Origin of the sequence: Amycolatopsis rifamycinica (assembly GCF_000695625.1) — a bacterium.
GTDB classification, from domain to species: domain Bacteria; phylum Actinomycetota; class Actinomycetes; order Mycobacteriales; family Pseudonocardiaceae; genus Amycolatopsis; species Amycolatopsis rifamycinica.
This window is the reverse complement of record NZ_JMQI01000073.1, coordinates 142,073-154,274: the sequence shown is the minus strand read 5'-3', so window position 1 is coordinate 154,274 and position 12,202 is coordinate 142,073. Positions and strand designations below refer to the sequence as shown.

The following is a 12,202-nucleotide window of genomic DNA, read 5'->3' as shown; positions in this document are numbered from 1 at the left end:
GTGATCAGGGAGCCGCGCGCGGCGGGCATGAAGGAGGTCGCGGCGGCGGCCGGCGTCTCCCTCGGCACGGTGTCCAACGTGCTCAACCGGCCCGACCGGGTCAGCCCCGCGACCCGCGCGCGCGTCGAAGCCGCGATGGCCGACCTCCGGTTCGTGCGCAACGAATCCGCGCGGCAGCTGCGAGCCGGGCGCAGCCGGGTGCTGGCCTACGTCATGCTCGACGGCAGCAACCCGTTCTTCACCGACGTCGCGGCCGGCATGGAGGACGCCGCGGACGCCGCCGGTGACCTTTCCCTGTTCCTCTGCAACAGCGCGCACCAGCCGTCGCGGGAAGCGGCCTACCTCGGCCGGCTCGAACAGCAGCGCGTCCAGGGGATCCTGATCACGCCGGTCGACCCGGACGCGCCGGTGCTGGGCGAGATCGCCCGCCGCGGCACGCCGGTGGTCGTCGTCGACCGCACGCCCGAGGGCACCACGCACTGCTCGGTCGCGGTCGACGACGTCCACGGCGGCGAGATCGCCGTGCGGCACCTGGTCGAGCAGGGCCACGAGCGGATCGCCTTCGTCGGCAACCACACGAGCGTCGGCCAGGTCCGCGACCGGCGGCTCGGCGCGTTGCGGGCCCTGGAGGCCGCCGGGCTCGGCCCGGAGGCGTTGGTCGACCTGACGACGACGGCGCTGACGGTGGCCGACGGCCGCGGCGCCGGCGAGCGGCTGGCGGGACTGCCGGCGCCGGTCCGCCCGACCGCCGCGTTCTGCGCCAACGACCTGGTCGCCCTGGGCCTGCTCCAGACGTGCGCGAACCTCCGCATGAGCGTCCCGGACGACCTGGCGATCGTGGGCTACGACGACATCGAGTTCGCCGCGGCGGCCGCGGTGCCCTTGACCTCGGTCCGCCAGCCCCGGCGGCGCCTGGGCCGCACGGCGGTGGAGCTGCTGCTGGCGGAAGCCACCGAACCCGGCCACGAACACCGGAAAGTCGTATTCACCCCGGAGCTGGTCGTCCGGGCCTCGACCCTGCGCTGAGCAACCCGCCGGCGGCCGGACTTTTCGCACCTGCGGTACCCGCCTTTCGCCGCGGACCTGTCCGTGTCGACGGTCGGCGGCCGGAGCTCACGCGTGCCTGAACGGACGACACGCGTGCCTGGGCGGACGACGCTGGCTCAGTCTTCGGTGAGCACCGCCGCGAGGACGGCCGCTTGGCTGATCGAGGGCGAGCCGCTCGCCGTCAGCAGCGTCAGCGGGCCCTGTGCGGCCCACCTCCGCAGCCGGTCCAGGGCCGCCGCTCGGTCGGGCTCGCGCAGCTCCGCGCGGTAGCGCTCGGCGAACTTCGCGAAGCGCTCCGGGTCGTGGCCGTACCAGGTGCGCAGCTCGTCGGACGGCGCCAGGCCGCGGTACCAGCCGTCGAGGACCACCGCCGTGCGGGCGGTCCCGCGCGGCCACAGGCGTTCGACGAGCACGCGGGTGCCGTCGGCGGGCCCGGCCGGGTCGGCCAGGCGCGCCACCCGGACGACCGTCGGCTGCATGCGCGCATTCTGCGTCCCACGCAGGCGCGCCGCCACCGGAGCGCGGCGGCAGCCCGCGGCGGCAGCTGCCCGAGGCAGCGAAAAGGGCCACCACGGCGACCGTGGAGGGGCCGCCGTGGTGGTCCTACCCCCAGCTCGTGCCGCGTACGGGACGACGACAGCCGAAACCGCCGGTTCCCCGGCGGCCGAGCCGGCCGCGGACATCGTCGGGAACGTGTCCCGCGGCCCCGCCAGGATGGCGGACCGGGCCTGCACCAGGCTTGCAGTACGCTTGCACGCCACGATCGGGTGAAGGCGAGCGGAGGGTGACCGGGTGGAGTTCCGCGTCCTCGGCGCCGTCGAGGCGACCGCGGACGGTGCCCCGGTCGAGCTGGGCTCGCGCAAACAGCGCCTGGTCCTCGCTGTCCTGCTCCTCGAGACCCCGCTCCCGGTCGCCCTGGACACCCTCGTGGACGTCCTCTGGCCCGACGACCCGCCGCCCAGCGCGCGCAACACCGTCCAGGCGCTGGTCTCGCGGCTGCGCGCGGTCTTCCGCACCACCGGCGGCCCCGAACTCGCCACCGAGGGCCACGGGTACGTCCTGCGCGCCGACCCGGACACCGTCGACGCCCACCGCTTCACCGCCCTCACCCGCCGGGCCCGCGCGGCCGACGATGAGACCACCATCGCTCTGCTCGACGAAGCCCTCTCGCTCTGGCGGGGCGACGCGCTGGCCGGTGCGGCGTCCGCCGACGTCGCCGGGCGGCTGCTCGCCGGGCTGACCGAAGCCCGCTGGAGCGCACTGGAGGACCGCATCGACGCGCAGCTGCGGCTCGGGCGGGGCCGGGACGTGCTCGCCGAGCTGACCACGCTGGTCGCCGCGCACCCGTTGCGGCAGCGGTTCGTCGGCCAGCTCATGCTCGCCCTGCACCGCGAGGGCCGCACGGACGCCGCCCTCGCCGCCTTCCGCGGGCTGCGCGCCCGGCTCGTCGAGCAGCTCGGGCTCGACCCGGCACCCGAGCTGGTCCGCCTCGAAGCCGCGATCCTGGCCGGCGATCCGGCGCTGGACCCCGCGCCGGAGCCGCCGCCCGAGCCGGTGCGCCCGGCCCAGCTGCCCCACGACGTCCGCGGTTTCACCGGCCGCGCCGCCGAGCTGGCCCGGCTCGACGAACCGGCGGGGCCCGGTCCCGGGGCGGACATCCGCGTCGTCACCGGCACCGCGGGCGTCGGCAAGACCGCGCTCGCCGTCCGCTGGGCGCACCGCGTCCGCGACCGGTTCCCCGACGGCCAGCTCTACCTCGACCTGCGCGGGTTCGACCCGGAGCACGAGCCGCTCACCCCGGCGGGCGCGGCCGCGCAACTGCTGCGGGCGCTGGGCACCGACCCGCGGGCGATCCCGCCGGACGCGGACGGCCGCACCGCGCTGTGGCGCTCGCTGCTGGCCGACCGGCAGGTGCTCGTGCTGCTCGACAACGCCCGCGACAGCGCCCAGGTGACACCGCTGCTGCCGCCGTCGGGCACGGTGGTCGTCACCAGCCGCCAGCGGCTCGGCGACCTCATCGCCCGCACCGGCGCGCGGGCCGTGCCCCTGTCCGTGCTGCCTGCCGACGACTCGCGGCAGCTGCTGGAAACCGTGCTCGGGCCGCCCGCGGTCGCCGCCGAGCCGGCCGCGGCGGCGGAGCTGGCCCGGCTGTGCGGGCACCTGCCCCTCGCCCTGCGGCTGGCCGCGGCGAACCTCGGCGCCGGCGACGTGTCCGGCATCGCGGAGCTGGCCCGCGAACTCGCCGACGGCGATCCTCTCGCCGGGTTGAGCGTCGACGGTGCCGAAGAAAGCGCCGTCACCACCGCGTTTTCCGTGTCGTACCGGGCGCTGCCCGCCGAGCACCGCCTGCTGTTCCGCCGGCTCGCGCTGGTGCCGGGCCAGACGTTCACCGCGCCGGTGGCCGCGCGGCTCGCGGCGGTCGCCGACGGCCCGGCGGGCCGGCAGCTCAAGGCCCTCGCCGCGGCCAACCTGGTCGAACGGCACCTGCCCGGCCGCTACCGCTTCCACGACCTGCTGCGCAGCTACGCGGGCGGGCGGCTCGCGGCCGACGACACCGCCGGCGACGCGGACGCGGCCCGGCGGCGGCTGTTCGACCACTACCTCGCGACGGCCGACGCGGCGGGCCGCCTGCTGATCCCCCACTTCCTCCGGCTCCCCCGGCCCGAACCGGAGCAGCCGTTCGAGGGCACCGAGGACGCGCTGGCCTGGCTGGACACCGAGTGGCCCAACCTCGCCGCCGCCGTCGAGCACGCGGCCGCGCACGGCCCGGGCGAGTACGCCTGGCACCTGGCCGACGCGCTCCGGGCGTTCTTCCACCACCGCGGCCACCACACCGAGTGGATCGACACCGCGACCACGGCGCTGACCGCCGCCCAGGTCGCCGGGGATCACCGGGCCCAGGCGGCGATGCGGCTGTCGATCGCGCTCGCCGGGGTCAACAGCGGCCGCTACGCCGAAGCGCGGGAACACCTGACGACGGTCCTGGACGAGGGGCTGGCGGCGGAGTGGCCGCCCGGCCGGGCGGCGGCGCTCAACAACCTCAGCGCCGTGCTCCAGCGCCTCGGCGACGCGCGCGAAGCGATCGCGTGCGGCTTGGAAGCGCTGCGGCTGTGCGAAGAAGCCGCCATGCCGGGCATCACGATGGCGCTGGCGAACCTCGGTTTCGCGTGCGGTCAGGTCGGCGACTTCGACGCCGCCCTCGGCCACTTCGCCCGCGCGCTGGAGATCGCCGAACGCGACGGCGCGCGGTTCAGCGTGGCCGTGCTGCTGGTCGATCTCGGGCACGTCCACCGCGATCTCGGGAACGCCGTCGCGGCGGAGTTCTACGAGCGGGCCCTGACCGCCAACCGCGAACTCGGCTACCAGTACGGCGAAGCGGCCGCGCTGTCCGGCCGCGCGGTGCTGGAGGCCCGGGCGGGCGACGGCACCCGGGCCCTGGCCGACGCGGCGGAGGCGGTGGAGCTGACCCGCCGCATCGGCGACCGCGGCACCGAAGCGTCGGCGTTGACCTCGCTCGGGGAGACCTGCCTCCGGCTGGACCGCCCCGCGGACGCGGTCACGCACCTGAGCGCCGCATGGGACATCGCCCGCGAAACGAGCTTCACGTGGTGTGAAGCCGCGGCGCTGACCGGTCTCGCCGAAGCGGCGCTCGCCTTGGGTGACGCCGACCTGGCCCGCACCCACGGCGAAGCGGCGGCCAAGCTCGCCGCCCAGGCCGGCTACCGGCCCTTGGAGACGCGAGCCGCCCGCGTCCTCGAGCCGTCGTGAGTGGCAAGGCGGGTCAGCACCGGCCTACCACTCAGCAGGTGGCCGGGGGCGTGCACTTGGCGCGGCCCAGGATGGTGCCGAAGTTGTCCTGGTAGGCGGCGCTGATCGCGGCGTTCTCCACCTTGATGAGGATTTCGTCATTGTCGCGCAGGGCCGCGCCGGAGATGTTGTGCGAACCGGTGAAGACCAGCGAGCGGCCGGCTTTCTCGCTGTAGTTGCCCGTGTAGAGCATGTACTTCGAGTGCACGGTGATCTCGCGGTCGTTCGCCGTCGTGTGGAACTTCTTGAGCGTCACGTTCGCCTTGCCCTTGAGGGCGCTCAGCGCGGCGGTGCCCATGTCGTCGTAGACGATCCGGACCTTGCAGCCCAGCTTGCCGATGCGGACCAGCTCGTCGACGACCGGGGTGCGCGAGTCGGCGATGTTGGCCTGGACGACGTTGAGCGAGCAGCCGGTTTCGTACTTGGTGATGTACTTCAGCAGCTGCGCCCACGTGTCGGTGGCGAACTCCTCGGAATCGCCGCCCCGGGAGTCGGCGCGCGGCGAAAGGTAGCTGGTGACCATGGTGGTCAGGGTCTTGTGGTAGCCGGCGTCGGCGAAGTAGTCGTTGTTCTTCTTCTGCGCCAGCATCTTCTGCATGTGCCCGAGGTAGAAGGCGTACAGGTCGGGGTCGCCGTGGGTGAGCAGGGCGTTGTTGAACATGTTGCCCTGCACGGTGGTCAGGTTGTACGAGCCGATGACGACGACGTCCTTCTTGCCCTCGGTCTCGGAGAACATCCAGAGCTTGTCGTGGTTGATCGAGTGCGGGCTGCCGTCGTGGGCGATGCACCCGGTGTTGTCGCCGCCGGTGCCGCAGAAGACCAGCTGGGTGAGGCCGGCGGACTTGAGGATCAGCATCGCGGTGTTGGCCGGGTCGTCGTCCGCGGCGCCGTCGAGGGCGATCCGCACCTTGACGCCGCGGGCCTGCGCGGCCTTGACCGCCTCGGCGAGGGCCGGGCGCGTCCAGCTGAAGAGGGAGATGTGGATCTCCGCCCCGGCCGGGGTGCCGTCGGTCAGCCGGACCAGCCGCGTTTCGATCGAGTGGTCGCGGTCGCCGTTCTCGGGCGGGGTGTTGAAGATCGCTTCCATGCCGGTGGCGTCCGCGGCCGGCGCCGCGTGCGCGGTCCCGCTGCCGGCCAGCGCGAGCAGCGCGCCGACGGCCACGGTGAGCGCCTTGAACTTCGGGGCCATTGTCTTCCTCCTGTCGGAAGGACCCAAGCTCGCGATGCGGTGTACAAGATCCGTACACCCGGACGTTGCCGCGCATACACGACGAAAGCGGCACGGGGGCGGGCGGAACCCGACTCTTGGCGGGTTCCGCCCATCCGGGCCGAAGAGGACGCTTCTCCTGGCTCCCACGGGCGGAGCCGGGAAAGGACGACCTCCATGAGATCGAGGGTGCTTCCTGCCGTGCTCGGCGTGGCCATCGGCCTGCTGGGCACCGTCGCCGTCGCCGCACCCGCCCAGGCGGCCGCGGTCTGCGGTGACCAGGTCATCGGCAACGGCGGGTTCGAAAGCGGCACCACGCCGTGGACCCAGACCAGCGGCGTCATCTCCGCCGCCACCACGGCGGAACCCGCGCACGGCGGGACGATGATCGCCTGGCTGGACGGCACCGGCGGCACGCACACCGACACCCTGTCCCAGTCGCTGACGCTCCCCGCCGGCTGCGCGTCGGCGACGCTCTCGTGGTGGTCGCACATCGACACCAAGGAGACGACGACCAGCACCAAGTACGACATGCTGGTGGTCCAGGCGGGCTCCGACACGCTCGCGAGCTATTCCAACCTGGACAAGAACACCGGCTACGTCCAGCGCACCGTGGACGTCTCCCGCTACCTCGGCCAGACGGTGACGCTGAAGATCACCGGGACCGAGGATTCCAGCCTGGCCACCAACTTCGTCCTCGACGACTTCGCGCTGAGCACGACCGGGACGAGCAACCCGCAGTCGCCGGTCGTCACCTCGCCGGGGGCCCAGACCGGCGCCGTCGGCCAGGCCGCGTCGCTGCAGATCCAGGCGAGCGACCCGCAGGGCGACGCGCTCTCCTACAGCGCCACCGGCCTCCCCGCCGGCCTGACGATCGGCGCGGCCACGGGCAAGATCACCGGCACGCCGGCGACCGCGGGCACGTCCTCGGTGACCGTGACGGCGAAGGACCCGGCAGGCAACAGCGGCAGCGCCACCTTCACGTGGACGATTTCGGCCGCCCCCGCCGACTCGGCGCGCACCCCGGTCAACCCCGCCTACACGGTGAACCTGACGTCGAACACCGCGGGCGACACCTGGACCGGGCACCAGAGCGTGAGCTTCACCAACGGCTCGGCCACCGCGCTGCCCGAGGTGTACCTGCGGCTCTGGGACAACTACCACGGCGCCTGCCCGACGACGCCGATCACGGTCACGAACGTCACCGGCGGCACACCGTCCGCGCTCAGCGTCGACTGCACGGCCATGAAGGTCACGCTGCCCGCGCCGCTGGCCCAGGGCCAGTCGGCGACCATCGGGTTCGACCTGAAGATCGTCGTGCCCAGCGGTGCCGACCGGTTCGGCCACGACGGCGCGTACAACATGATCGGCAACGCGCTGCCGGTGCTCGCGGTCCGCGACGGCGCGGGCTGGCACCTCGACCCGTACACCAACAACGGCGAGTCGTTCTACACGGTGATCAGCGACTTCGACGTCACGCTCGTGCACCCGGCGTCGCTGCTGACGCCGGCCACCGGCACGTCGGCCGAGACGACCAGCGGCAGCACGACCACCACGCACGCCGTGGCTTCGAAGGTGCGCGACTTCGCCTGGGCCGCCGGGCCGTTCGCGAAGATCGCGACGACGTCCGGCAAGGGCGTGCGCGTCAACGTCTACTCGGTCAGCGGGATCTCCACCAGCAGCGCGAACTCGATGCTGTCGCTGGCCGCCGACTCCGTCGACGTCCACTCCGGCCGCTTCGGCGACTACCCGTACGGTGAGCTGGACGTGGTGCTGGACAACAACTTCTGGTTCGGCGGCATGGAGTACCCCGGCTTCGTGCTCGACCTGGTGTCGAACGTGGCGCTGCCGCACGAGATCGCCCACCAGTGGTTCTACGGGATCGTCGGCGACGACGAGTACAACTCCCCGTGGCTGGACGAGAGCTTCACCGACTACGCCACCGACCTCTACCGCGGCGTCACCGGCAGCGGCTGCGGCATCACGTGGCAGTCGAGCGCGGAGAAGCTGACCAACTCGATGGCCTACTGGGACGCGCATTCGTCCCGGTACTCCACGGTGGTCTACAACTACGGCAAGTGCACCCTGCACGACCTGCGGCGGCTGATCGGCGACACGGCGATGGCGAACCTGCTCAGGTCGTACGCCCAGTCGCACTGGTACGGCGTGTCGACCACGGCGGAGTTCAAGGCCGCGGCGCAGGCGGCGGCCGGGTCGACCGACCTGACGTCGTTCTGGGCGGCGCACCGCGTGGAGGGATAAACCGGTTGGTGTTCCCCGTCCGCGTCCGCCACTGTGGGGACGTGGACGGGGAACGGCTCTTCTGTGACACGGCCTTGGCCGAGCGCATCGAACGCGCGGAGGCGCGGTTCGTCGCGGCCTGCAGCGACGCGACACGGGCCCGGACGGGTGGTGCCGGGTTCAGGCGCCCGCTCGCCGGTGGCGTCGCGACCTTCGCCGAGGCGGGCTCGCCCTTCACCAAGATCGCCGGCCTGGGTTTCGCGGGCTTGCCCGAAGGCCTCGACGAGGTCGAAGCGGCCTTCGCCGAGCTGGGCGCGCCGGTGCAGGTCGAGCTTTCCCAGCTCGCCGACTCGGCGGTGGGGGCGTTCCTGACCGCGCGCGGCTACCGGCTCGAGTCGTACGAGAACGTGCTCGGGCGGCGGGTGGGTGCCGGCGAGTTCCCCGGGAACGTCCGGCTCTGCCGCGACGACGAACTGGAGGCCTGGCTGTCCGCGATGGCCGACGCGTCCGCGGTCGCCGACGACCAGGGGCTGCCCTCGAACGAGCACTTCCCCCGTGAGCTCCTGCGGAACGCACTGCGCGACATGGCCGGGGTCCGGCGGTACGTCGCGGAGCGGGACGGCGAGTTCGCCGGCGGTGCGTGCTTCCGCGTGACCGAGGGGATCGCGCAGTTCGGCGGCGCCGCGACCGTGCCCGCCCACCGCCGCCGCGGCGTCCAGACGGCCCTGCTGCGGGCCCGGCTCGCGGCGGCCGCCGAGGCCGGGTGCGACCTGGCCGTCGTCACCACGCAGCCCGGGTCGAAGTCGCACCAGAACGCGCAGCGCCAGGGGTTCGACCTGCTCTACGCGCGGGCGATCCTGGTGAAGGGCACCTCCGACACCAGCTCCTCCGGGGCCGACAGCCGCCAGGCCTCGTAGAGGAGCTCGGCGAGCTCGTCGGCGTCGATGCCGTCGAGGTGGACGACCACCCAGCCGAAGCCGCCGGCGGTGAACTGCACCTCGAACACGTCCGGTCGTTCCGAGACCAGCGCCAGCTGCTCGGAGACGGTCTGCTTGAGGCCGACGGTCCGGGTCCGCGGCCAGAAGTAGCCGAACCGCTTGCCGCGCACGCTGAACGACGAGTAGTCGCGCGCTTCCGAACGCTGGACCTCCGCCAGCGTTCCGAGCAGCTGTTCGAGTTCCCGGACCCGCACCGTCACCGTCGCTCCCCCTTGTTCAGGCGACCACCGTAGCGCGCCGGTACCGTGCGGGACATGACGCAGTCCGGAGACGGCGACGAGGTGGTGGTCAAGCGGGGCCACGCTCCCGGCGCGACGGCGGCCGAGGCGGCGGGCCTGCGCTGGCTGGCCGCGGCGGGCACGGTGCCGATCCCGGCCGTGCGCAGTGCCGACGAGGACCGGCTGGTCATCGACCGCGTCCCGGCCGGGCGCCCCTCGGCCCCGGCGGCGGAACGCTTCGGCCGCGGCCTGGCCGGGCTGCACGCCGCGGGCGCCCCGGCGTTCGGCGCGCCACCACCGGGCGGACCGGCGGAGGCGTGGATCGGCCGGGCGCCGATGGCCAACGTCCCGGCCGGCGGCTGGGCGTCCTGGTACGCGTCGGACCGCGTGCTGCCCTACGTCCGGCTGGCCGTGGACGCGGGGACGTTCGGCCCGGCCGAAGCGGCGGTGTTCGAGCGGGCCTGCGCGCGGATCCCGTCGTCGGCCGAGCCGCCCGCGCGGCTGCACGGCGACCTCTGGAACGGCAACGTCCTGTGGGACGGCCGCGAGGTGTGGCTGATCGACCCGGCCGCCCACGGCGGGCACCGCGAGACGGACCTGGCCATGCTGCACCTGTTCGGCTGCCCGCACCTGGACCGCATCCTCGGCGCGTACCACGAGGTCAGTCCCCTGGCCGACGGCCGGCGCGACCGGATCGGGCTGCACCAGCTGTTCCCGCTCCTGGTCCACACGGTCCTCTTCGGACAGTCCTATGCGGAGCGGGCGCTGGCCGCGGCCCGCTCGTTCTAGCAGCGGTCGAGCATGGTTTCCAGCGCCTTCTTCTCCGGGACGGTGATCGTCAGGCCGTAGTTGCGCTTGACGACGATCCAGTCGGTGGCGTAGGCGCACCAGTAGGACACCAGCGGCGGCTTCCAGGCGTCGGGAGCCTTGTCGCTCTTCTGCACGTTGAGGTTGTCGGTGACCGCTTTCAGCTGCGGGCGGACGAGGTCGTTGGCGAACTGCTCGCGCCGTTCCCGCGTCCAGCTCTTCGCGCCGCTGATCCAGGCCTGCCCGAGCGGCACCATGTGGTCGATGTCCACATCGGACGCCTTGTGCCAGGTCTCGCCGTCGTACGGGCTGACCCAGGTGCCGGATTTCGCGGCGCACTGCGCGTCGGTCTCGACGTCCTTGCCGTCCCGCTTGAGCACCTGCTCCCGGACGTCGCAGTTCGCGTCGACCTTGTCCCAGTGCGGGAACTCGTCGCGGCTGTAGCCGTCCATGGTGCCGCGCACGGCGACCTTCAGCGCGGCCAGTTCGTTGCGCGCCTGCGCGGGCGCGATCCGCGGGGCGGCGACGGTGCCGGGTGCCTGCGTCACGGGCCCGGCCCCGGACGCGAGTTCGTCGGCGAGCTTGCAGCCGGTGAGGGACGAACCGGCGAGGACGGCGAGAAGGACAAGCGCTCGGGTGCGCGGCATCGTGAACCCCTTTCACGTCTACCGGGAGGTGCCCAGCGGACGCCGCGCGGAAACGGTGCAGATGCCGGAGCTGACGCGAATCGATCGTGGCAGTTCAGGAGCCGTGGAACACCTGGTTGACGAACACGGCGGCCACCACCCCGACGGCGACGAGCACGGCGAGCACGAACAGCAGCCCCCAGGGGACCTGCCGGATCGGCCGCTGCCGCGGGAAGGCGGCCGAGACGGGCCCCCGCGCCGGCGCGCCCCAGGCAGTGGGCTCGTCCTCGGCGACCACCGCCGGCGGCGGCGGCAGCTCCGGGGCCACCGGGATCACGGCGGGCCGGTCCGGCACCCGGGAGAGGACGGGAAGCCGCGCGGGAAACCCCTCGGCGATGAGCGCGGCCCGGGGCGGGGCGAGGTGCGCGAGCGAAAGGGCGTAGCAGGCGTCGAGGACGTCATCGGCGGACCAGACGGTCCGCCACCGGTTGTGCTGCGCGATGATCCGCCGCAGCCCCCGCGGATCGGCGAGGACGACGGCGACCCCGGGGACGGGGTGCGGGTCGGGCCAGTGGAGGACCGAGGGATGCGCGGGGTCTTCCGGTAAGGTGACTTCTCGGCTGGACACGTTCGGGGCCGGCTCGGCTGCCGCACTGTTCGGCTGATCGGATTCTGGCCCGGTTGAGCGCGCTTCTGTGGCCGCCGCCGGCTCACTCAGCTGCGAAACCGCCGGCCCACCGCTGTCCGAACCACTCCCCGGTCCAGCCATCGCCGGACCGCCCGAGTGCGGGTCCGCCGAATCGTTTCCCGGCGAATGCTCCTCCGCCGTTTCGTGCGCGCGCCCGGCGACCCCGGGCCCAGCCAGCCGCGAAACCGCCTCCGGCCCGCCGCCTGGCAACCCACCGCCCGGCGCGGCCTCGCTCCCCCGCGACCCCGCCCCCGGCGGCACCACCGCGACCAGCCCCGTCACATGCCGGCCCCCTTCATGCCCGGCAAGCGCCCCTTTCGCCGCCGCCACCACCGCACCCGTGCGGTCGCCCGGTCCCGGCCACTCCGGCGGGCCCGGCTCGTGGGCCGCGATCACCACCACTCCGCACCTGGTGAACACCAGTGCGTCCACGAACCGGGGCCCCAGCCGGGTCGGCAGGGTGATGCCCGCCAGTGCCAGCCCCGGCAGGTGCTGGGGGCCCGGGCCCCACGATCGCAGCAACGCCACCACGTGCTCCGCCGCCGGTGGGAGCGGCCGGTCTT

10 protein-coding genes are annotated in these 12,202 nt (G+C 73.5%); 5 read left to right on the top strand and 5 right to left on the bottom strand.

Annotation, left to right across the window (positions count from 1 at the left end):
* The first annotated feature begins 27 nt into the window (after positions 1-27).
* A complete protein-coding gene (locus tag DV20_RS35595; protein WP_407638370.1) occupies positions 28-1,026 on the top strand; it encodes a LacI family DNA-binding transcriptional regulator in 999 nt (332 codons plus the stop codon).
* Positions 1,027-1,163: 137 nt separating this feature from the next.
* On the opposite strand, the gene DV20_RS35590 is transcribed toward DV20_RS35595, so the two are convergent.
* Positions 1,164-1,526: a DUF488 domain-containing protein gene (locus DV20_RS35590; RefSeq protein ID WP_043787684.1), complete on the bottom strand. Its 363-nt coding sequence runs from the start codon at positions 1,524-1,526 to the stop codon at positions 1,164-1,166.
* A 313-nt stretch (positions 1,527-1,839) separates the two neighbouring features.
* Here DV20_RS35590 and DV20_RS35585 point away from each other — a divergent pair, with 313 nt between their 5' ends.
* On the top strand, positions 1,840-4,815 hold the full coding sequence (locus DV20_RS35585) for an AfsR/SARP family transcriptional regulator (RefSeq protein ID WP_043787683.1): 2,976 nt from the start codon (positions 1,840-1,842) through the stop codon (positions 4,813-4,815).
* A 31-nt stretch (positions 4,816-4,846) separates the two neighbouring features.
* Here the strand turns inward: DV20_RS35585 and DV20_RS35580 are convergent, their stop codons facing one another.
* Positions 4,847-6,043, bottom strand: a complete 1,197-nt coding sequence (locus DV20_RS35580) for a phospholipase D-like domain-containing protein (protein ID WP_043787682.1) — start codon at positions 6,041-6,043, stop codon at positions 4,847-4,849.
* A 207-nt stretch (positions 6,044-6,250) separates the two neighbouring features.
* Between DV20_RS35580 and DV20_RS35575 the strand changes: the two genes are divergently transcribed.
* Together DV20_RS35575 and DV20_RS35570 are read left to right on the top strand one after the other, a co-directional pair.
* The gene (locus DV20_RS35575) at positions 6,251-8,323 is read left to right on the top strand and encodes a putative Ig domain-containing protein (protein ID WP_043787681.1); all 2,073 of its coding nucleotides are present in this window, start codon (positions 6,251-6,253) and stop codon (positions 8,321-8,323) included.
* Between the two features lie 41 nt (positions 8,324-8,364).
* The gene (locus DV20_RS35570) at positions 8,365-9,219 is read left to right on the top strand and encodes a GNAT family N-acetyltransferase (RefSeq protein ID WP_043787790.1); all 855 of its coding nucleotides are present in this window, start codon (positions 8,365-8,367) and stop codon (positions 9,217-9,219) included.
* Here DV20_RS35570 and DV20_RS35565 read toward each other — a convergent pair.
* Positions 9,144-9,500: an MmcQ/YjbR family DNA-binding protein gene (locus DV20_RS35565; protein ID WP_043787680.1), complete on the bottom strand. Its 357-nt coding sequence runs from the start codon at positions 9,498-9,500 to the stop codon at positions 9,144-9,146. The two genes, DV20_RS35570 and DV20_RS35565, sit on opposite strands and share 76 nt — an antisense overlap.
* Positions 9,501-9,554: 54 nt before the next feature.
* On the opposite strand from DV20_RS35565, the gene DV20_RS35560 reads away from it, so the two are divergent.
* Positions 9,555-10,307: a fructosamine kinase family protein gene (locus DV20_RS35560; protein WP_043787679.1), complete on the top strand. Its 753-nt coding sequence runs from the start codon at positions 9,555-9,557 to the stop codon at positions 10,305-10,307.
* Here DV20_RS35560 and DV20_RS35555 read toward each other — a convergent pair.
* Both DV20_RS35555 and DV20_RS46815 read right to left on the bottom strand, forming a co-directional pair.
* Positions 10,304-10,972 (bottom strand): HNH endonuclease family protein, encoded by a 669-nt coding sequence (locus tag DV20_RS35555; RefSeq protein WP_043787678.1) that lies wholly within the window; start codon positions 10,970-10,972, stop codon positions 10,304-10,306. The genes DV20_RS35560 and DV20_RS35555 overlap by 4 nt on opposite strands.
* Positions 10,973-11,066: 94 nt before the next feature.
* Positions 11,067-11,579, bottom strand: a complete 513-nt coding sequence (locus DV20_RS46815) for a hypothetical protein (protein ID WP_235191078.1) — start codon at positions 11,577-11,579, stop codon at positions 11,067-11,069.
* Positions 11,580-12,202 lie beyond the last annotated feature (623 nt).